The sequence below is a fragment of the Planotetraspora sp. GP83 genome (assembly GCF_041262585.1).
GTDB lineage: Bacteria > Actinomycetota > Actinomycetes > Streptosporangiales > Streptosporangiaceae > JAOEGB01.
The window spans coordinates 109,140-130,356 of the sequence record NZ_JBGCBZ010000021.1 but is presented as its reverse complement, the minus strand read 5'-3'; the positions used below and the strand labels follow the sequence as shown (position 1 = coordinate 130,356).

The following is a 21,217-nucleotide window of genomic DNA, read 5'->3' as shown; positions in this document are numbered from 1 at the left end:
GGCCCATTGAGCGCGATCAGCCGCAGGAAGCTGTTCGGCCTGGGGGCGGCGGGCGTGGCCGCCGTCGGGGCGGGCGCCGTCGCGACCCGCTCGCTGATCGAGGAGCCCCCGGCCGCCCACGCGGCCTCGACCTCCGACCCCGTGCCCTTCTACGGCGCGCACCAGGCGGGCATCACGACGCCGGCTCAGGACCGGCTGCACTTCGTCTCCTTCAACGTGATCACCACGAAGCGGGCCGAGCTGATCGACCTGCTCCAGGAGTGGACCGTCGCCGCCGCCCGGATGACCCAGGGCAAGGACGCGGGCACGTTCGGCGCGGTCGGCGGCGCCCCCGAGGCCCCGCCGGACGACACGGGCGAGGCCCTGGGCCTGCCGCCCTCCGGGCTGACGCTGACAGTCGGCTTCGGGGCGTCGCTGTTCGACGGCCGGTTCGGGCTGGCCGGCCGTAAGCCGGCGGCCCTGGCCGACCTGCCCGCGTTCCCCGGCGAGGAGCTGGAGCCGGACATCTCGGGCGGCGACCTCTGCGTCCAGGCCTGTGCGCACGACCCCCAGGTGGCCGTGCACGCGATCCGCAACCTCGCGCGGATCGGATTCGGCAAGGTGTCGGTCCGCTACTCGCAGCTCGGCTTCGGCCGCACCTCCTCGACCTCCCGCGCGCAGGCCACGCCCCGCAACCTGATGGGCTTCAAGGACGGGACGAACAACCTCAAGCTCGAGGACACCGCGATGCTCCGCGACCATCTGTGGGCGGCCCCCGGCGACGGCCCGGCCTGGATGGACGGCGGCAGCTACCTGGTAACCCGCAAGATCCGCATGCACGTCGAGACCTGGGACCGCACCTCACTGGCGGAGCAGGAGGCGATCTTCGGCCGGGACAAGGGCAAGGGCGCGCCGCTCACCGGCCACGGGGAGTTCGACACGCCGGACTTCGCGAAGACGGGACCCGACGGCAAGCCCGTGATCGCGGCCGACGCGCACGTACGGCTCGCGCACCCGTCCAGCCACGGAGGGGCCCGGCTGCTGCGGCGGGGTTACAACTTCGTCGACGGCTCGGACGGCCTGGGCCGGCTCGACGCCGGGCTTTTCTTCATGGCCTACCAGCGCGACCCGCGCAAGCAGTTCGTCCCGATTCAGATGGAGCTGGCCGGCAAGGACGCGCTGAACGAGTACATCAAGCACGTCTCCAGCGGCCTGTTCGCCTGTCCTCCCGGCGTGACGGACGCCGGCGACTACTGGGGCCGCACCCTATTCGCGTGAATTTCCGGTGAACGAGCGCTGAATTCTAAATACGTTCTCTCCCCAGACCTCACGTATTCCGGTTATCTCCCATAATTCGGGGTGGATGCGGGGCCAAATCGGCTGCGGGAGCTCGCTAAAGGAACGTTTGAATGAAGCGATGGATCGGCGTCGGGCTGGCGCTGCTCCTGGGCGGGGCCGTCGTGCTGGCTCTCGTCCTGGGCAACAGCGGCGGGAGCGGCGGCGGGGGCGGCGGGGGCGGGACGAAGCAGCTCACGACGGTCCGCGGGGTGATCGGGTCGGAGAAGAAGCCGTTCTTCGACGACGCCCAGGTCAAGGCGGCGTTCGCGAGGCACGGGCTGCGGGTGGAGGTCGACACGGCCGGGTCGCGGCAGATCGCCACCACGGTCGACCTGGGCAAGTACGCCTTCGCCTTCCCCTCCAGCGTCCCGGCGGCGGAGAAGATCCGGCAGGAGCGCAAGGCCAGCCGTACGTACTCGCCGTTCTACTCCCCCATGGCCATCGCGACGTTCCAGCCGATCGTCGACGTGCTGACGAAAGCCGGCGTGGTCCACGACTCCGGCTCGGGCTACCAGGTGCTCGACATCAAGAAGTACCTCGACCTGGTCGCCAAGGGCACCCGCTGGGACGCGCTGCCGGGCAACACGACCTACCGGGCCCGCAAGCGGGTGCTGCTCACCACCACCGACGTGCGCACGTCGAACTCCGCCGCGATGTACCTGGCGATGACCAGCTACGTCGCCAACGGCGACGACGTGGTGAACTCATCCGCCCAGGCCGCCACGGTCGCCGAGAAGGTGTCCCCGCTCTTCCTCGACCAGGGCTACTCGGAGTCGTCGAGCGAGGCGCCGTTCGAGGACTACCTCGCGATGGGCGCCGGGAAGACGCCGATGGTGGTGATCTACGAGGCGCAGTACGCGTCGCGCCTGTTCGCGGCCGACGGGGCGATCCGCCCGGACATGCGCCTGATCTACCCCTCGCCGACCGTGCTCAGCAAGCACACGCTCGTGCCGTTCACCGACCAGGCGGCCGAGGTCGGCAGGCTCCTCCAGGAGGACCCCGAGTTCGCCCGCCTCGAGGCGAGGTACGGCTTCCGCACGGCCGACCCGAAGGTCTTCGCGGGCCTGGTCGCCTCGGCCAAGGCCCCGATCCCCGGCAGCCTGGTCGACGTCGTGGAGCCGCCCACCTACGACCATCTGGAGCGGCTCATCGCCACGATCGAGCGGCGCTACCTGGCCGGCGCCAAGCCCACCTCCTGACCCCAACGCGCTGACCCCAACGCGCTGACCTCCACGCGCTGACCCCCACGCGGCACCCGGCCCCACGCAGGCCCCCCACAAGGAGAACCGAACAGTGTCCAACGATCTGGTGCTGACGCCGCCCGCTCCCGTAGCGGCGGTGCCGGTCGAGAAGGCCGCCACCATGCTCCCGCTCCCCGACGAGCGCGGCGCGGAGCTGGCGAGCAAGGCGGCGGGCTTCGCCGAGGAGCTGACGACGCTCGACCCCCGGTCGCCGGAGTTCACCAAGAAGGTCCACGACATCTCGTCGATGGGCGACTCGGAGATCCGGGCGTCGTCGCAGGTCTCGAACCGGATGCTGAAGCGTCCGGTGGCCGCGCTCGCCTCGGCGAAGGGTGAGGGCGCCGACGGCCAGGTCCAGGTCGCCAACCAGCTTGTGGCGCTCCGCCGTACGATCGTGGACCTGGACCCGAAGCAGGCCACCAGCGGCGCGAAGAAGCTGCTCGGGCTCATCCCGTTCGGGGACAAGCTGCGCGACTACTTCGCGAAATATCAGAGCGCGCAGAAGCACATCGACGACATCATCCGGGCCCTCAAGTCCGGGCAGGACGAGCTGCTCAAGGACAACGCCGCCATCGAGGGCGAGAAGGCGAACCTCTGGGAGTCGATGACGAAGCTCCAGGAGTACGCGGTGCTCGCGGCGGCGCTCGACTCGGCCCTCGAAGAGCAGATCAACCGGATCGAGCTGACGGACTCGGAGAAGGCGACGGCGCTGCGCTCCGACGCCCTGTTCAGCGTCCGGCAGAAGCACCAGGACCTGCTGACCCAGCTCGCCGTCTCCGCGCAGGGCTACCTCGCCCTCGACCTGATCCGCAAGAACAACCTGGAGCTGATCAAGGGCGTCGACCGGGCGACGACCACGACGATCTCGGCGCTGCGGACCGCCGTCACGGTCGCCCAGGCGCTGGCCAACCAGAAGCTCGTGCTCGACCAGATCTCCGCCCTCAACGCGACCACCTCGGACCTGATCCTGGCCACCAGCGAGATGCTGAAGACGCAGGCCGGCGAGATCCAGACGCAGGCCGCCTCCACCACGGTGAGCATGGAGGCGCTGCAGAAGGCGTTCGACAACATCTACACGACCATGGACATGATCGACACGTTCAAGGCGAAGGCCGTCGAGAGCATGGCGGTCACCGTCAACAACCTGACGGTCGAGCTCGACCACGCCAAGACCTACCTGGAGCGGGCCCGCCGCGACGACGAGGCGATCTCCTCATGAGGCGTCTCGCGGCGGCGGCCGCGCTGGCCGTGCTGGTCGCGGCGGCGGCGTGCACGGGCGGCGGCGACCCGCCGGACACGCCGGGGCGGCTACCGGACGGGCCGGATGTGCTGCGCGTCCTCGCGGGCAGCGAGGTGAAGGACCTGGAGCCGCTGCTCAAGGAGGCGGCCGGCGCCGTGGGCGTGAAGGTCGCGCTCACCTACACCGGCACGCTCGACGGCGCCGAACAGGTGGCGAGCGGCGGGGCGGACGGGCACTACGACGCGACCTGGTTCTCCTCCAACCGCTACCTGTCGCTGATCGACGGGGCGAACGCCAAGCTGTCGACGCAGACGAAGGTCATGGTCTCGCCCGTGGTCCTCGGCCTGAAGAAGACCAAGGCGCACGCGCTCGGCTGGGACACCAGGCAGGTCACCTGGGCCGACATCGCGGCGGCGGCCAAGGACCGGAAGTTCACCTTCGGCATGACGAACCCCGCGTCGTCCAACTCGGGCTTCTCCGCCCTGGTCGGGGTCACGGCCGCGCTGTCCAACGCGGGCGAGGCGCTGGACAAGGCGCAGATCGCCGCCGCGACGCCGAAGCTGAAGCAGTTCTTCTCCGCCCAGACGCTCACCGCGGGCTCGTCGGGCTGGCTCGCCGACGCGTACGCCAAGGCGAGCTCGGTGGACGGGCTGATCAACTACGAGTCGGTGCTGCTCGGCCTGCAGAGCAGGCTCAAGGAGCCGCTCACGATCGTCTATCCCAGCGACGGCGTCGTCACCGCCGACTACCCGCTCACGCTCCTCGCGTCCTCCGCCAAGAAGGAGCTGTACGGCAAGCTCGCCACCTGGCTGCGGACCCCGGACGTCCAGCGGAAGATCATGACGACGACCTACCGGCGGCCCATCGTGCCCGAGGTCCGGCCCGACCAGAGGTTCGGCACGGCGCAGCTGCTGGAGCTGCCGTTCCCGAACCGGCGCAGCGCCGCCGACGAGCTGATCAGCGCGTACCTCAACCAGGTGCGCCGCCCGTCGCGGACGCTGTTCGTGCTCGACACCTCGGGCTCGATGCGGGGCGACAGGATCGACTCGCTCAAGCAGGCGCTCGCGGCGCTGACCGGCGCGGACACCTCGGTCTCCGGGCAGTTCTCCCGGTTCCGCAACCGCGAGACCGTGACGCTGCTGCCGTTCAACTCCGCTCCCGGCACGCCGCGCACGTTCACCGTGCCCGAGCGGGACGCCACCGCCGTCCTCGGGCAGATCAGGTCGTACGGCGAGGCCCTCGACGCGAACGGCGGCACGGCCATCTACGACAGTCTCCGGGCGGCGTACGAGCTGACCGCGCGGCAGGGGAACGGCGGCGACTTCACGTCGATCGTCCTCATGACGGACGGGGACAACACCGACGGCGCCTCCTACGACGACTTCGCGTCCTACTACGCGACCACGCCCCGGAACGTCCGGACCTTCGTGGTGCTGTTCGGCGACAGCGACGTGGCGGAGATGAAGCAGGTCGCGGCGCTGACCGGCGGCGCGACGTTCGACGCCCGGTCGGGGTCGCTCGCGTCGGCGTTCAAGGAGATCCGTGGCTACCAGTGACCGGTTCCTGGCCTACCTCGGCTCGACCAGGAACATCGTCGGCTCGGCCCTCGCCCTGCTCGGCCTGGTGCTGCACTTCCTCGGGCTGGCCGGGTCGTTCTGGCCCATCGTCGTCATAGGGCTCTACGGGGTGGGGGCGCTGCTCACCCCGCCGGACCGGGTGCGGCTGACGATCTCCCACGCCGAGGTCGAGACCCGGCAGCTCCGGGCCGACCTCGACGCGCTGGTGTCGAAGGTGTCCGCGACCCGGTTCCCGGACGACGTCGTGGCGAAGGTCGGCGGGCTGGCCGCGATCCTTCGCGACATCCTGGCCAGGGCGGAGGCGCTGACCTCCTCCCCCGACCAGCTCCACGTCGTGTCGCAGGCGATCCGCGACTACCTGCCGACCAGCCTGGAGGCGTACGCCAACCTGCCCAGGTCGTACGCGCTGACCCGGCGGGGCGAGCGGGAGCGCAGCGCGCACGAGGAGCTGATGGCCCAGCTCGACCTGCTGGAGACGGGCCTCACCAAGGTGGCCGACGCCGTCTACCAGGGGGACGAGCAGGCCCTCAGGGACCAGGGCCGGTTCCTGCGGGACCGGTTCGGCGGCTCCGAGCTCGACATCTGACGGTTTACAGGCCGGTCAGAGACGGGATTCGTAGACCGCGCGGGCCTTCTCGATGAGGTCGAGGTGGTCGCGGAGCTGGGCCGGCCCCTCAAGGGCGGCGTGGTCGCGGACGAGGTCCTCCAGGAGGGTGAGCCAGCGCAGGCACCAGCGCACGTCCTCCTCGCGGGCGACGTGCCTGCCCGCGACGTCGAGATAGACCGGGCTCGTGTGGGCGAAGACCTCCCTGTGGAGCGACCGGGGGTGGCCGCGTCCCGACGCGACCGCCACCACGTAGGTGGGGCCGTCCACGACCAGCGTGGCCGTCAGCTCGCCGCCGGGGCCCAGAGCGGCGGACTCGGCGAGTAGGCCGGCCGCGGTGCGGATCTCCAGGCGCTCCACCTCGGGGCCGACTGTCCTGGCCGTGATCGTCACCCGGTCGCCCGGCGCGAGGTCCAGCGTGTCGCCCGGCTCTCGGCCGTCCACGGTCAGCTCCAGCCACGGGCCTGTGGTGGCGAACGTCCGGCCCTGCCGTACGGCTCGGGCGAACGACTCGGCGGACAGGGGGCCGTCGAGGCGGGCGTAGACGCGCTCCCAGCCGGGCGGGCTGGAGACCGTGTCCTGCCGGGTGAAGGAGAGCATCGTGTCGGTGCCCGCGAGCGCGGCGAGCCGGTTGCCCGCGCCGATGAGCCGCCGGTAGACCTCCACGGTGCCGGAGAAGTCCGAGAAGTGAAGCAGCTCGACGCCGTCCATCAGCCCGAGGGCGGCGTCCACGACGAGGGCCCGCCCCGAGCAGTCTCGGCACCCGTCGCCGATGATCTCCTCAGGCGTGGAGACGGGCCCGTGGAAGGGATGGGCGTACCCGAGGACGGCGTTCAGCTCCCGCAGCTCGCCGCAGGCGGTGGCGTTCGGCGGCCAGTCGGCGTCGCCCGCGAACCCGGTGTGGTAGGCCGGCGGCGGCGCGGCAATCCCGAACGCGTGGACGTGACCGAGCAGGTCGTTGCGGTATTCCACGCCCATGCGGGCGATGTGGGTGGCGTCCGACCACGGCAGATCGCGGCCGGCCCAGTGCTGGAGCGCCTCACGGTCGTAGACCCGCTCCCCCGCGACGTTGCCCGCGACGAGGTTGAGCACGTGCAGGTCCTCGCCGTGCTGCGCGGCCGCGGCCTCGGCGGGCGTCGCGACCAGGTCGCCCGCCCAGTTGAGGTGGACGTGGAGGTCCGCGCCGTACCAGTCGCGGGCGGCGGCGTCGTAGATCCGTTCGGGGGCCAGCTCGACGAGCGTCTCGCGCCACGGCTCGGGCATCACGGCCGTCTCCGCCGTGCCGTACTCCATGCCGCGCGAGACCCGGACGGTCAGGGGCTCGGCGGGGACGTCGAGCACGAGGTCGTCGCCGTGGAAGAACGGCACGTCGCGGTAGTCGCGCCGGGGCGGGCTGCCCGCCGGATACCACCCCTGACCCCCGTCGGACAGGACGGTCCAGCGGCACGGGAACCCGGCGCGCAGGCGCAGCCTGGCCGGCACGGCCGCCCGGGCCAGCCCCGAGAGATCCACCGCCCGGCCGTCGGCCGTCACCGGCGTGGCGCTGGTCACGTCGAGGAGCCGGGCGCTCCCCGGCCCGATGTCGTACGGCACGCCGCCGGCCGTGACCCGCGTGGCGGTGTCGCGGGCCGAGTCGACCAGCAGGATGGCGGGGACGGGATCGGCCGACAGGACCGCCGTCGCCGGGCCGGTCTCCAGCCGGTGGCCGTCCCGCAGGAGCCTCAGCACGGTGAGCCCCCTGGGCACCTCGCCGCCGAGCGCGTCGCGGAACGCCTCGCCGAGCTCCGTCTCGCCGGCGTCCCGGCCGAAGGCCATCCGCCTGGCCTCGTCGGGGAACCGGAGGAAGCTCATCATGCGGACGTACGTCAGCGGCGGCTCTCCCCAGGTGAGCCCGTGCTCGTCCAGCAGCGCCCGGTACTCCTCCAGAGCCCGGGCCACCGGTTGCGGCGTCATCGGATCGGGATGCATCGCGACCTCCCCCTCATAACGAACCCGTCACGTCGAAAGCGCCGCCATCGTCACACGGGGGAGTTGAGCTGGGCGAATATGCAATCGTGCATCTTGGGCCCCACGGGTGGGGGAATATCCCACCGGGAGGGAAACCTCATGACCCGAACGTCAATCGGTTCACTCCCGGTCAGTCTTTGGCCCCTCCTCGAACGCCGCGAGGATGCGATCGGCGGCGAGCGACGGGGTCAGGGTCCCGTCGAGGACCTGCCGCTCGATGTCCGGCGCGATGGGCGCGGCCTTCTCGTGCAGCCGGGTGAGGAGGCGGTCATGGACCAGGGCCCATGTCCACTCGACCTGCTGGCGGCTGCGCCTGGCGGCCAGGTCGGCGCTCTCCTGATGGCGGACGATGTGCTTCCACAGGTCGTCGAGGCCCGCGCCCGTGAGGCCGCTGCACGTCAGCACCGGCGTGGCCGAGCGGAGGAGCCGGAGCGCCCCGGCCAGCTCGCGCGCCGCCCTGCGCGCGGCCATCTCGTGCTCGCCGTCGGCCTTGTTGACCGCTATCACGTCGGCCAGCTCCAGCACGCCCTTCTTGATGCCCTGGAGCTGGTCGCCCGTGCGGGCGAGCGTGAGCAGCAGGAAGGTGTCCACCATGTCGGCCACGGCGGTCTCCGACTGGCCCACGCCGACGGTCTCGACCAGCACCGTGTCGTACCCGGCGGCCTCGACGACGATCATCGCCTCGCGGGTGGCCTTGGCGACGCCCCCGAGGGTGCCGGCCGTCGGGGACGGCCGGATGAACGCCCGGGGGTCGGCCGAGAGCCTGGCCATCCGCGTCTTGTCGCCGAGGATGCTGCCGCCCGAGCGCTTCGACGACGGGTCCACGGCGAGCACGGCGACCCGGTGATCCCGCTCGGTCAGGTGGGTGCCGAGCGCCTCGATGAACGTCGACTTGCCGACCCCGGGCACGCCGGAGATCCCCACCCGGCGCGCCTTGCCCGCGTGCGGCGTCAGCTCGGTCAGCAGCCGCTGGGCCGGCTCGCGGTGGTCGGGCCTGGTCGACTCCACCAGCGTGATCGCCCGCGCGATCCAGCGCCGGTCTCCCGCCAGGACCCCCTCGGCGTAACTCTCGGTCACCTGCGCCCACTCCTGTGCATGATCACGGCGGACATCGCCGCAGGTGGGGCGGCGTGACGGGGAATCCGCGCATGATCACGAAGGAGGTCGGGGCCGGTCAGGCGGTCGCGCGGGAACCTCTGCATGATCACGGCGAGGGGGTGTGGGCGAGGCGGGTGGACAGGTCCTTGAGGAGCTCCAGGGCGGCGTCGGCGATCACGGTGCCGGGCAGGAAGATCGCGGCGGCACCGGCGGCCCTCAGCTCGTCGATGTCTCCCGGCGGGATCACGCCGCCGACCACGATCATGATGTCGTCCGCGCCGAGGCCGGCCAGCGCCCGCCGCAGCGCCGGGACCAGCGTCAGATGCCCCGCGGCCAGGGACGAGACGCCGACGACGTGCACGTCCGCCTCGACGGCCTGGCGCGCGACCTCCTCCGGCGTCTGGAACAGCGGGCCGACGTCCACGTCGAAGCCGAGGTCGGCGAAGCCGCTCGCGATCACCTTCTGGCCCCGGTCGTGGCCGTCCTGGCCCATCTTGGCGACCAGGATCCTGGGGCGGCGGCCCTCTGCCCGCTCGAACTCGGCGCAGGCCGCGCGGACCTCGTCCACCGCCTCGCCGACCTCTTCCCGGTACACACCGGAAATGGTACGGATCTCCGCGGCGTGCCGTCCGAAGACCCTCTCCAGCGCGTCCGAGATCTCCCCGACCGTGGCCTTGGCGCGGGCGGCGGCCACGGCGAGCTCCAGCAGGTTCTCGGTCCCCGCGGCTCCCTTGGTCAGCGCCTCCAGGGCCTCCGCGACGGCCGTGGCCGAGCGCTCCTCGCGAAGCCTGCGGAGCTTGTCGAGCTGCTGGGTCCGCACGGCCGTGTTGTCGACCTTCAGCACCTCGATGGGCTCGTCGGCCTCCGGGCGATACTTGTTGACCCCGATGACCGGCTGGCGGCCGGAGTCGATCCGGGCCTGGGTGCGGGCGGCGGCCTCCTCGATGCGGAGCTTGGGCAGCCCCTGGTCGATGGCCTTCGCCATGCCCCCGGCCTGCTCGACCTCCTGGATGTGGTCCCAGGCCTTGCGGGCCAGGTCGTGGGTGAGCCGCTCGACGTAGTAGGAGCCGCCCCACGGGTCGATCTCCCGGCAGGTGCCGGACTCCTGCTGGAGGAGAAGCTGGGTGTTGCGGGCGATCCGGGCGGAGAAGTCGGTCGGCAGGGCGAGCGCCTCGTCGAGCGCGTTGGTGTGCAGCGACTGGGTGTGCCCCTGGGTGGCGGCCATCGCCTCGACGCAGGTCCGCACGACGTTGTTGAACACGTCGTGGGCGGTCAGCGACCACCCGGAGGTCTGGCTGTGCGTGCGGAGCGAGAGCGACTTGGGGTTCTTCGCGCCTGATCCCTTGACGATCCCGGCCCACAGCAGCCGGGCCGCGCGGAGCTTGGCGACCTCCATGAAGAAGTTCATGCCGATGCACCAGAAGAACGACAGCCGCGGCGCGAACGCGTCGATGTCGAGCCCCGCCCGGACGCCCGCCCGGAGGTACTCGGCGCCGTCCGCGAGGGTGTAGGCCAGCTCCAGGTCGCAGGTCGCCCCGGCTTCCTGGATGTGGTAGCCGGAGATCGAGATCGAGTTGAACTTCGGCATCTTCCGCGAGGTGTAGTCGAAGATGTCGGAGATGATCCGCATCGACGGCCCCGGCGGGTAGATGTAGGTGTTGCGGACCATGAACTCCTTGAGGATGTCGTTCTGGATGGTCCCGGCCAGCTTGTCCGGGGCCACCCCCTGCTCCTCCGCCGCCACGATGTAGAGCGCCAGGACCGGCAGCACCGCACCGTTCATGGTCATCGACACGCTCATCCGGTCGAGGGGGATCCCGTCGAAGAGCTGCCGCATGTCGTAGATCGAGTCGATGGCCACACCGGCCATGCCGACGTCGCCCGCAACCCGCGGGTGGTCGGAGTCGTAGCCCCGGTGCGTCGCCAGGTCGAAGGCCACCGACAGGCCCTTCTGCCCGGCGGCGAGGTTGCGCCGGTAGAACGCGTTCGACTCCTCGGCGGTCGAGAACCCGGCGTACTGGCGGATCGTCCAGGGCTGGGTGACGTACATCGTCGGGTACGGCCCGCGCAGGTAGGGCGCGATGCCGGGATACGTCTGGAGGGATCCGAGCCCGTCGAGATCACCGGCCGTGTAGAGAGGCTTGACCGCGATGCCCTCCGGCGTCTCCCACGCCTCCCCGAGGCCATGAGATCCGGTCTCCGGTACGGCGCCGGCACCGGAACCGAGCTCAATTTCCGAAAAGTCCGGAATCATCGGAATCACCGGCTCACTCCCAGGTCGTCGAAGGTCGTGCGGAGCACGTCGAGGGCATCGCATCCGGCGTACAACGTGGCGTCCACTCCCTCATAGTCGCCCTTGCCGGCCAGCCAGATCCTGGTGGCCCCGGCCTCCCGGAGCGCCGCCGCGACGGCCGCCGCGTGCTCGCCGTACATCCGGTCGCTGGAGCACAGGCAGGCGACGGGCGTGCCGGACTCGCGGAAGGCCTGGGCGATCGCGGCCGGGTCGGTGGCCCCCTGCCCAGAAGGCCCGCTCGTCACGGTGGCGATGCCGCCCGACGCGAAGAGGTTGGCCGCGAACGTGGCGCGCGCGGTGTGGACGGCGACGGGCCCGATCGCCGCCAGGAACACCGCCGGGCGCGGCTCGCGCGCGTCGGCGAGGTCGCGCAGCGCCTCGAACTCCTCGGCGTACCGCACGACCGGCAGCCCGCTCCGGGCGGCGCTCCGCGCGAGCCCCGGGCCCGGCCTCCGGCTCAGCGGCCGTTCACGCAGATCGGGGAACTCGCTGACGCCGGTGATCGGGGCGCGGCGGTGGGCGACGTCGGCGGCCCTCCTGGCCCGGGTGTCCGCCAGCCGTTCGGGGACCAGGCGCTCCAGCGCCTCGGAGATCCCCCCGGCCCGCTCGATCTCCTGGAACCACTCCCAGGCCTTCGCGGCGAGGTCGGCGGTGAGCCTCTCGGTGTACCACGAGCCGCCCGCCGGGTCGGCCACCCGTGCCACGCCGGCCTCCTCCATCAGCAGCGACTGGGTGTTGCGGGCGATCCGCCTGGCGAACCCGTCCGGCAGGCCCAGGCAGGCGTCGAACGGCTGCACGGTCACGGCGTCGGCCCCGCCGACTCCCGCGCCGAAGCAGGCGAGCGTGGCGCGCAGCATGTTCACCCAGGGATCGCGCACCGTCATCATCGCGGAGGAGGTCACCGCGTGCTGGAACTGCCTGCCCTGGCTGCCGGCCTGTTCGCCGACGACCTCCGCGATCCGCGCCCACAGCCGCCGGGCGGCCCGGAGCTTGGCGATCGTGAGGAACTGGTCGGCGGTCGCGGCGTAGCGGAACTCCAGCTGCCCGAGCGCCTGCCCGATCGAGAGCCCGCCGTCGGTCAGCGCGCGCAGGTAGGCGACACCGGTCGCGATGGAGCAGCCCAGCTCCTCGGCGTCGCTGCCGCCCGCGTCGTGGTACGGCAGGGCGTCCACGGTGATGGCGCGCAGCCCGGGGTGCTCCTCGGCGCAGCGCCGGGCGAGGGAGACCGCCCCGCCCATGTCGCCCGCCGGGACGCTGGCCCGCGCGGCGAGGCCGATGGGGTCGGCGCCGAGGTTGCCCCCGGGGACGGTCACGCCGGAGACGAGCCCGAGGAACGTCTCCGCCGCCTCCGCCGTACGGCTGCCCGCGTCGAGGACCACGGGGGCGAGGTCGAGGTAGACCCCCTCCAGGACGTCCGGCAGCACCCCCGGGTCGAGGGTGGTGAGGTCGAGCCAGATCGAGGTGGCGCCGTTCTCCAGGTCGGCGTGCACGGCCTCCCGGGTGACGTCGGGATCGGGGTCTGCGTGGCGCTGCCGGACGTCCCAGCCGCCCGATGGGCCGAGCAGGCGTGGCGCGTCCGGGAGGTCCGAGGCGTCGTGGAGGGGCGCGATCGTCACGCCGTCGTAGGTCGTGGAGGACAGCGCCTCCTCGACCTCGGCGGGTGACCCGTCGAACCCCGACTTGCGCAGCACCGCGAGCGCGAGCTCGCGCCACTGCTCCCGGGTGGCGGGCGGGTCGGCGAATCCAATAGGCGGCACCGTCATGAACCGGATGCTAAGCCGCCGCCTCCGGCTGCGACGCCCCGGGGTACGCCTCGCGTGTCGCCGACCCGGAGCCCCTTCTAAAAGGGTGTGATCATGCAGAAAGTCCTTGGCATGCCGTACGAGCTGGACCAACCCCGGTCGTGATCATGCAGTGGTGCGTCACTGCATGATCACGACAACGAAACGAGCAGCTCGGCCATGCCGTCGAGGAATTCACGCATGATCACAAACCGGGGAATCGCAGGCGGACGGCCGGCGAAGGAACCTGTGCATGATCACGCTGGAGGGGAGGCGCGGGCGCGGGCTCACGGCTTCGGCTTACGGCTTGGCCGCGAAGGCGGCGTCCCAGGTCTGCTTGCCCACGACCCCGTCGGGGTCGAGGTGCCGGTCCTTCTGGAACCTGACGCAGACGGCCTTGGAAGCGGGGCCGTACGCGCCGTCCGCCTCGATGTCGTAGCCGAGCTTCTTCACCTGCTCCTGCCACGCGCGGACGTCGTCGCCGTGGAGGACGGGAGGGTACTTCAGCAGGCGGCCCGGCCACTTGTGCTCGGGCTGCGGCGGCGGCGTGGGGTTCCCGCCGCCACCGGGGCGGGGCGCGCCCTTCTTGACCCAGGAGTAGAGAGCGTCGCCGGGGCAGTCGGTGGAGTACCCGTCCCGGTGGCCCTTGATCTCGGTGCCCGCGCCGCCGTGGGCCCGCAGGTAGTCCACCGCGTCGAGGATGGCGTGGAGGATGCCGTCGGTCGGCTGGACCAGCCCGGAGTTGCCGACCAGCCCGAGAACGGCGTAGTGGCCGGAGTTCAGGCCCGCGCCGTTGGCGGCCGGGACGTGCCCGGGGCCGCGCCCCACGAACACCTTCCGGTGCGGGCAGGCCACCATCGAGTAGCCGATGTCGATCCAGCCGTTGCCGTCCATGTGGAAGTTCTGGATGGACTTGACCATGGCGACACACTTGGCGTGGTCGTCGACGATCTTCGGGTCCACCCGGCCGCCGGTGTAGTGGACCTTGACGCCCTTGGTGGAGGAGAGCGGTGAGTACGCGCCCTTCGGGGCGCGCGCGCCCCAGTCGGCGCGGGTCACGAGATCGATGGCCACAGGGTTCTCCGGGGGGCGAACGGCAGGACAGTTGAGCGTAATGGGCAACGGTTCAACCGGTATGGCCTTTTACCCAGATCGATCCTCATAAACAATTGCAAGAGCCGCGCCAGCCGATAAATCCGTCGACAGCCGGGTCTGACGTGGGATCATCGACACATGTCCGTGGTGAAGGAGGTCCACTTCTCTTCCAGCCCAGAGCCGCTCCCGATGAGGGTGTGGCTCGACGACGGCGACAGCCCGGCCGACGTGATCGACGCCCTGGCACTGTCGCCCTTCGCGACCGGCGCGCAGCCCTGGTCGCGAACCACCAACCTCGACCGCGTCCGCGCCGACGCCGACATGACCGCCGAGGGCGGGCGGCTGCTCCGGGTCGCCCAGCACACGGACGGCCATGAGTCCCGCCTCATCTCCGGCGAGGGATGGACGCTGAGGGTCGTCCGCTACAGCAACCGGTCGGCGACCGTCACGGCGACCGCCGTCACCGAGGAGTTGGCCGGCGCCGTCCTCGCGGAGGCCATCCGCGGAGCCGAGGAGCCGCCCACCGGCAACGACCACGTCGACATGGGCTTCTGGTGGATGTCCGGCAGAGGCCCGCGCCGCTCCGAGAAGCCGATCACGACGTCTCCGTGGGAGAAGGTCAGGCGGAACTACTCCAAGGCCGCGGCGGTCCGGCTCGACGCCCTCATGACCACCAGCCCGGACGACGTGACCGGGCGGCTGCTCCTCCTGCACGGCCCGCCGGGCACCGGCAAGACGACGCTGCTCCGCACTCTCGCGCGGGAGTGGGCGTCCTGGTGCCAGGTCGACTGCGTGCTGGACCCGGAGCTGCTCTTCACCCAGTCGGGCTACCTGATGGACGTGGCGGTCGGCTCCGACTCCCCGGACGACGACACGAACCGGTGGCGGCTGCTCGTCCTGGAGGACTGCGACGAGCTGATCCGCGCCGAGGCAAAGCAGTCGACCGGGCAGGGCCTGTCACGGCTGCTCAACCTGACCGACGGCCTGCTGGGCCAGGGCCGGGACGTGCTCGTCGCCATCACGACCAACGAGGACGTCAACCGGCTGCATCCCGCGGTCGTACGGCCCGGCCGGTGCCTGGCCCAGATCGAGGTCGGCCGCCTCGACGCCGGCCAGGCCGCGGAGTGGCTGGGCAGGCCGGAGGACGTCGGGGCCGGCGGCGCCACGCTGGCCGAGCTGTTCGCACTGCGGGACGGTCGCACGACCCCCCGCCCCGACCCCCTCCCCGAAATCGGCCTCTATCTGTAGACGGGAGCCGGCCCCCCGGCGGGAATGATCGCCGGGGGGCCGCTCATCCCAGAGTTACTTGAGCGCGGTGTCCAGGGCGGTGGTGAGGGTGCCGGTGCCTCCGGACATCTCCCAGATCATGGCCCCGAGCAGGTTCTTGCTCCGCGGCCAGGCGGCCTTCTTGCCGATGGACCAGGTGTCGTCGAAGGTCCACCACTGCCCGCCGTTCCCGGTGAAGCAGTAGGTGGCGACCGCCTGCTCGTCGTGTCGGACGGTGCAGCCCGGCACGCTCGCCACCAGGTTGCCCGGCGCTCCGGGCGGCGCGTCCGGCGATCCGTCGCAGTTCACGTCGTTGATCCGGCAGCTCGTGGGCTCGGCGCCTAAGTCCCGCTCATGAAACCGGCAGCCCAAACCCCGGGGAGGACGCGGCCCGGCGTCACCTACGATGGGCGGTGGACCAACGGTGGACGAGCCGTGGACCAGCGGTGGACTGACGGGGTCGGGCACGGCCTGCAACAGGGCTCCGGGGGGAAACCAATGTCGATTCAGCCCTCTTTTCAGGCCTCTATTCAGGCCTCTTTTCAGGCCTCTATTCAGGCCTCTGACGTCGCTCGCGTGACCGACCGCCCGCAATGGGTGGAGATCTCGGGCGACTCGGGTGACGAGGTTTGGTGGGACGAGCCGCGGCCTCACGAGGGCGGCCGCCGCTGCGTCGTGCGGAGGACGGCGGCCGGCACCGTCGAGGACGTTCTGCCCCAGGGGTGGAACGCCAGGAACCGGGTCATCGAGTACGGCGGGCGGTCGTGGCGGGCCCACCGGGGGCGGCTCGTCTTCACCAACTGGGCCGACGGGCGCGTCTACGTCTGCTCCCCCGGCGCGGAACCGGCGCCGCTGACCCCCGAGGGCCCGGCCCGCTACGGCGACCTGGTCGTCCACGGCGACGAGGTGTGGTGCGTCCGGGAGACCGGCACCGCGCGGGACGTGCGGAGGGACATCGTCGCGGTGCCGCTCGACGGTTCCCCGCTCCGCAGCGTGATCAACTCCCACCATTTCCTGATGAATCCGCGTATATCGCCGGACGGGCGGCAGATCGCCTGGATCGGCTGGAACCATCCGGACATGCCGTGGGACGCCACCGAGCTGTGCGTCGCCCCGATCGAGGGCGGCCCCCACCGCGTCCTGCTCGGCGGCGCGTCCACCGTCCAGGCCGAGTGGCGCGACGCGGACGGCCTCTACGCTGTGACCGACCCGACCGGCTGGTGGAACATCCACCTCATCGAACTGGACGGCGTCGAACTGGACAGCGCGACCCGCGACCTGACGCCGCTGCCCCTGGAGTTCGGCGACGCCACCTGGAAGCTCGGCAGCGTCTTCTTCGCCCTGGCGGGCGAGAGGATCGTCGCGACGTACGGCACGGCCGACGAGCGGCGCCTCGGCGTGCTCGACGCCCCAGGTTCCCCGATAGACGCCCCAGGCTCTCCGATGAGGGACATCGGCGACGGCTACACGGCCTGGGCGCCCACCCTCTCCGCCGACGGCACCCACGTCGTGGGCGTAGCGGCCTCGCCGTACAAGCCGTACGAAGTGGTGCGGATCGACCTGGAGACGGGCGAGCGGGCCGTACTGTCGCCGGAGAAGCCGCTGCCGCCGGCCGAGCTGCTGCCCACGCCCGAGCCGGTGACGATCGACGGCGTCCACGCCCATCTCTACGCGCCACCCGGCGGAGGGCCCTCGCCGTACGTCGTCTTCGTGCACGGCGGCCCCACGGGGTCGGTCGCGCCGGTCCTCGACCTGGAGGCGGCCTACTTCACCAGCAGGGGCATCGGCGTGGCCAAGGTGAACTACGGCGGCTCCACCGGGTACGGCAGGGCCTACCGCGAGCGGCTCCGGCACAACTGGGGGGTCGTGGACGTCAAGGACAGCGAGACGGTCGCCCGGTGGCTCGTCGAGAGCGGGCGGGCGGAGAAGGTGGCCATCCGGGGCGGCAGCGCGGGCGGATGGACGTCGATGGCCGCGCTCGTGCGCAGCGGCGTGTTCTGCGGCGCGGTCGCGCACTACGGGATCTCCGACCCGGAGGGCTGGGCGGCCGAGACCCACGACTTCGAGTCCCGCTACCTCGACGGGCTGATCGGCCCCCTCCCCGAGACCCGGCAGCGCTACCTCGACCGCTCCCCCGAGCTGCACGCCGCCGGCGCGTCCGGCCCCGCCCTGCTCATGCACGGCCTGGAGGACAAGGTCGTGGACCCGTCGCAGTCGGAGCGGTTCGCCGCCGCGCTGGAGCGGCACGGCGGCCGCTGGGCGTATCTCACCTTCCCCGGGGAACAGCACGGATGGCGGCGCGAGGAGACCATCGTCACCGTCCTTGAGACGGAGCTGGCCTTCTACGGCCTGATCTTCGGCTTTCCGACGCCGGAAGTGCCACCACTCGCCCTGGAAGGTCTGGAAGGCAGCGCATGACGGATGCGGCGACGATCTGCTCGGAGTTGCTGAGGATCGACACCACCAACGACGGGACCGGGGACGGTCCGGGCGAACGGCGGGCCGCGGAGTACGTGGCCGGGCTGCTCGACGAGGCGGGCATCGAGCCCGTCGTCTTCGAGTCGGCGCCGCGCCGCACCAGCGTGGTGGCGCGCATCCCGGGCGACGGCGGCGACGCGCTGCTCATCCACGGCCATCTCGACGTCGTGCCCGCCGACCCCTCGGAGTGGCGCACGCATCCCTTCTCCGGAGAGATCTCCGGCGGCTGCGTGCACGGCCGCGGCGCCGTGGACATGAAGGGCACGCTGGCCATGACCCTCGCCACGACCCTGAACTGGGCCCGGCAGGGCCTGCGGCCCAAGCGCGACGTCGTGCTCGCGTTCCTCGCCGACGAGGAGGCCACCGGCGAGTACGGCGCGGGCCACGCCGTCGAGCGGCACCGCGACCTCTTCGAGGGGTGTTCTGAGGCCATCAGCGAGTCGGGCGGCTTCAGCTGGCAGGACCGCGGCGTCCGGCTCTATCCGGTCGCCGTCGGGGAGCGCGGGACGGCCTGGATGCGCCTCACCGCCAGGGGCGTCGCGCAGCACGGCTCCAAGCCCGCCGTGGACAACCCCGTCGCCGAGCTCGCCCGCGCGGTCGCCCGGCTCGCCGACTACAAGTGGCCGGTACGGCTGACGCCGGGGGTGGCGCGGCTGATCGACGAGCTGTCCCGGGCCCTCGGCACGCCCATCGACCTCGACCGGCTGGACGAGGAGATCACGCGGCTCCCCCGGGCCGGCACCCTGTTCAAGGGCGTGCTGCGCAACTCGGCCAACCCGACCATGCTGGACGCCGGCTACAAGGTCAACGTCATCCCCGGCACGGCCCAGGCCCACGTGGACGGCCGGTTTCTCCCCGGGCTCCGCGAGGAGTTCCTCGAAACCGTCGACCGGCTGCTCGGCCCCAAGGTCACCCGCGAGTTCGTGAGCTTCGAGGAGGGCGTCTCCTCCCCCGCCGACGGCCTGTTCGACGAGCTGACCGCCGCGCTGCTCGCCGAGGACCCCGCCGGGCGGCCCGTGCCGTACATCATGACGGGAGGGACCGACGCCAAGTCGTTCGCCCGCATCGGGATCAGGGGCTACGGCTTCGCGCCCCTCATGCTGCCGCCGGACCTCGACTATTTCGGCATGTTCCACGGCGTGGACGAGCGGGTCCCGGTGGAGGGCCTGGAGTTCGGCGTCCGCGTCCTCAACCGGCTGCTCCTCCCGCATCCCGCCGGTGCACGGGAAGCGGCGGATGGGTAGAACCTCCCGCGGAGGGGGGAACCCATGCACCAAGGGCTCCGCGTGGCCGTCACCGGGCATCGAGACCTGACTCCGGCGACCATTGATCTGGTCGGCTCGGCGATCCAGAGAGCGCTCGCGGAGCACGCCCCGGCCATCGTGGGGGTGTCCTGCCTGGCTCCCGGCGCGGACCAGATCTTCGCCGACGCCGTCCTCGAACTGGGCGGCGAACTGGAGGCGATCGTCCCGGCGCGCCGCTACGGATGCGTCCTGCCCGCCGATCACCGGGCAGAGTTCGTCCGGCTCCTGGGCCGGGCGCGCAACGTCGTGCGGCTGCCCTACGACACACCGACACCGGCGACGTATCAGGCGGCCAACGAGACACTTCTGTCGGGCGTGGACCTGCTGCTGGCCGTGTGGGACGGCAGGCCGGCGCAGGGCACGGGCGGCACGGCCGAGGTCGTCAGCGACGCGCGGCGGCGCTCGATCGAGGTCCGGGTCCTGTGGCCTGAGGGCGCCGCCCGGTATGGCGGGCCTTGACACCCCACCGCATCGCCTTTCCCCTCGACATGTGGAGACACTTGCCGAGGACGAGTTTCCGGCGCTGTTCCGTGCCGCCGACCGAAGCGCCGTGGCAGGCCAGCGGAGGCTCCTCGCCACGACGGGGCTCCGCCTGACGTGCCTGGTCGTCGCCGCGACGTTCGGCGCGTTCAGCCTCGACATCGCCAAGATCGACACCGCCGCCGTGCTGGCCGCGGCCGCGCTGGCGGCGGCGCTCGTCACCGAGGTCTACCTGCTGACCGCCATGCCCGACCGCCAGTGGTCGGAAGCGAGGGCGGCGGCCGAATCCGCGAAGTCGCTGACGTGGCGCTATGTCGTGGGCGGCACACCGTTCGGCCGCCGTGAGCACGACGAGCACAGCGCGGACCTGCTGCTCCTGCGGCGTTTCACCGCCATCGCCCGCGAGCTGCACAATTTCGCGCCCATCCCCCTGTCGGACGGCGACGCCCAGCTCACCTCGGCGATGCGGCGGCTTCGGGCCTCCTCCCTGGAGGAACGCAAGCGGCACTACATGTCGGGCCGCGTCGACGACCAGCGCGCGTGGTACCGGGCCAAGGCGACGGACAACGAACGGCGGGCGTCGCGATGGTCGGTGGCCCTGGCGGCGCTGGAAGCGCTCGGCCTGGTTACCGCCGTGCTGAACGGCGCCCAGGTGCTCAACCTGGACCTCCCCGGCATCGTGGGCGCGGTCGGTGCGGCCGGGATCGCCTGGATGCAGACCCGGCAGCACCGGCAACTCGCCACGACGTACTCCGTCGCCGCGCTGGAGCTCGGCGACATCATCTCGCGGGCGGAATGGCCCTCCACCGAGGAGGAGTGGGCGCGGTTCGTCGAAGAGGCCGAGGACGTCATCTCTCGAGAACACGCCGCGTGGTGGAAGGCCCACAGCTGATCGCCGCGCCGATCGGCTGATCGGGAAATCATAGTTTCTCACCCTGATACTGGACATTTATAGGCCAATAACTCACAGTAAGTATCTATGGCACAAGACGGTGCAGTCATACGATTCTCGGGAATTTCGGACGAATGCATAGAACTGTCATCAGGTGTCCCGAAACTCCACGACGTTCCCCTCCGCCTCATTGAGGTGCGCCATGCGGAAGTCGCCGCCCTGCTCCGGCGCGTGACCTCGGCAGCCGAGGACGAGACGGCGGCAAACGTGTCCGCCTTTCAGTCGTCCATCTGAAAGATGATCGTCGAGCCGCCCAGCGCAAAAAAACCTTTACGGCGTGCCGCTTACCAGCCATGAGGTCCATGGGCGACGCTAGGACAGCGGGGACCCGCACGGACCCGGCGTACGGCCCCGGAAGCCATTGAACTGTGCGGCCACAGGGCTTTCACTCTGCTTCCCGAAGGGACTACGATCACGCATTGTTACCGCACGCGGTCCGATTCTCCTTTTACCATTGGAACGAACCATGAACACTACCGAAGAC

16 protein-coding genes are annotated in these 21,217 nt (G+C 71.3%); 10 read left to right on the top strand and 6 right to left on the bottom strand.

The genetic code is table 11. From position 1 onward, the window contains the following. Positions 1–6: 6 nt before the first annotated feature. The 5 genes from efeB to ABH927_RS26585 all read left to right on the top strand — a co-directional run bounded on the left by efeB (position 7) and on the right by ABH927_RS26585 (position 5,961). Complete coding sequence (gene efeB / locus ABH927_RS26605; protein WP_370025902.1) at positions 7–1,257, top strand: iron uptake transporter deferrochelatase/peroxidase subunit; 1,251 nt, start codon at positions 7–9, stop codon at positions 1,255–1,257. A gap of 131 nt (positions 1,258–1,388) precedes the next feature. Continuing rightward, complete coding sequence (locus ABH927_RS26600) at positions 1,389–2,516, top strand: hypothetical protein (protein WP_370025900.1); 1,128 nt, start codon at positions 1,389–1,391, stop codon at positions 2,514–2,516. Positions 2,517–2,610: 94 nt separating this feature from the next. Continuing rightward, complete coding sequence (locus ABH927_RS26595) at positions 2,611–3,777, top strand: toxic anion resistance protein (RefSeq protein ID WP_370025898.1); 1,167 nt, start codon at positions 2,611–2,613, stop codon at positions 3,775–3,777. After that, positions 3,774–5,354: an extracellular solute-binding protein gene (locus ABH927_RS26590; RefSeq protein ID WP_370025896.1), complete on the top strand. Its 1,581-nt coding sequence runs from the start codon at positions 3,774–3,776 to the stop codon at positions 5,352–5,354. The genes ABH927_RS26595 and ABH927_RS26590 overlap by 4 nt, the downstream gene beginning before the upstream one ends. Next, positions 5,341–5,961, top strand: a complete 621-nt coding sequence (locus ABH927_RS26585; protein WP_370025894.1) for a hypothetical protein — start codon at positions 5,341–5,343, stop codon at positions 5,959–5,961. Before ABH927_RS26590 ends, ABH927_RS26585 begins: the two co-directional genes overlap by 14 nt. A 15-nt stretch (positions 5,962–5,976) precedes the next feature. On the opposite strand, the gene ABH927_RS26580 is transcribed toward ABH927_RS26585, so the two are convergent. From ABH927_RS26580 to ABH927_RS26560, 5 genes are all read right to left on the bottom strand, one after another. Then, positions 5,977–7,947: a CehA/McbA family metallohydrolase gene (locus tag ABH927_RS26580; RefSeq protein WP_370025892.1), complete on the bottom strand. Its 1,971-nt coding sequence runs from the start codon at positions 7,945–7,947 to the stop codon at positions 5,977–5,979. A gap of 159 nt (positions 7,948–8,106) precedes the next feature. Then, on the bottom strand, positions 8,107–9,063 hold the full coding sequence (gene meaB, locus ABH927_RS26575; RefSeq protein WP_370025890.1) for a methylmalonyl Co-A mutase-associated GTPase MeaB: 957 nt from the start codon (positions 9,061–9,063) through the stop codon (positions 8,107–8,109). A 127-nt stretch (positions 9,064–9,190) separates the two neighbouring features. After that, positions 9,191–11,338, bottom strand: a complete 2,148-nt coding sequence (gene scpA / locus ABH927_RS26570) for a methylmalonyl-CoA mutase (RefSeq protein ID WP_370025888.1) — start codon at positions 11,336–11,338, stop codon at positions 9,191–9,193. Positions 11,339–11,343: 5 nt separating this feature from the next. Then, complete coding sequence (locus tag ABH927_RS26565) at positions 11,344–13,140, bottom strand: methylmalonyl-CoA mutase family protein (protein WP_370025886.1); 1,797 nt, start codon at positions 13,138–13,140, stop codon at positions 11,344–11,346. Positions 13,141–13,458: 318 nt separating this feature from the next. Continuing rightward, positions 13,459–14,232 (bottom strand): N-acetylmuramoyl-L-alanine amidase, encoded by a 774-nt coding sequence (locus ABH927_RS26560; protein ID WP_370025884.1) that lies wholly within the window; start codon positions 14,230–14,232, stop codon positions 13,459–13,461. Positions 14,233–14,391: 159 nt separating this feature from the next. On the opposite strand from ABH927_RS26560, the gene ABH927_RS26555 reads away from it, so the two are divergent. Next, the gene (locus tag ABH927_RS26555) at positions 14,392–15,501 is read left to right on the top strand and encodes a DUF5925 domain-containing protein (RefSeq protein ID WP_370025882.1); all 1,110 of its coding nucleotides are present in this window, start codon (positions 14,392–14,394) and stop codon (positions 15,499–15,501) included. Between the two features lie 54 nt (positions 15,502–15,555). On the opposite strand, the gene ABH927_RS26550 is transcribed toward ABH927_RS26555, so the two are convergent. After that, entirely contained in the window at positions 15,556–15,828 is a 273-nt protein-coding gene (locus ABH927_RS26550; RefSeq protein WP_370025880.1) for a glycosyl hydrolase family 18 protein, read from the bottom strand. Positions 15,829–16,095: 267 nt separating this feature from the next. On the opposite strand from ABH927_RS26550, the gene ABH927_RS26545 reads away from it, so the two are divergent. From ABH927_RS26545 to ABH927_RS26530, 4 genes are read left to right on the top strand one after another with little or no spacing between them, the layout of a single operon-like run. After that, entirely contained in the window at positions 16,096–17,937 is a 1,842-nt protein-coding gene (locus ABH927_RS26545; RefSeq protein WP_370025878.1) for a prolyl oligopeptidase family serine peptidase, read from the top strand. Next, positions 17,934–19,241, top strand: coding sequence for a M20/M25/M40 family metallo-hydrolase (locus tag ABH927_RS26540; protein ID WP_370025877.1), 1,308 nt, complete (start codon positions 17,934–17,936; stop codon positions 19,239–19,241). Before ABH927_RS26545 ends, ABH927_RS26540 begins: the two co-directional genes overlap by 4 nt. A 24-nt stretch (positions 19,242–19,265) precedes the next feature. Continuing rightward, positions 19,266–19,760, top strand: a complete 495-nt coding sequence (locus ABH927_RS26535; protein ID WP_370025875.1) for a hypothetical protein — start codon at positions 19,266–19,268, stop codon at positions 19,758–19,760. Between the two features lie 31 nt (positions 19,761–19,791). Then, the gene (locus ABH927_RS26530; RefSeq protein WP_370025873.1) at positions 19,792–20,673 is read left to right on the top strand and encodes a DUF4231 domain-containing protein; all 882 of its coding nucleotides are present in this window, start codon (positions 19,792–19,794) and stop codon (positions 20,671–20,673) included. Positions 20,674–21,217: the final 544 nt, after the last annotated feature.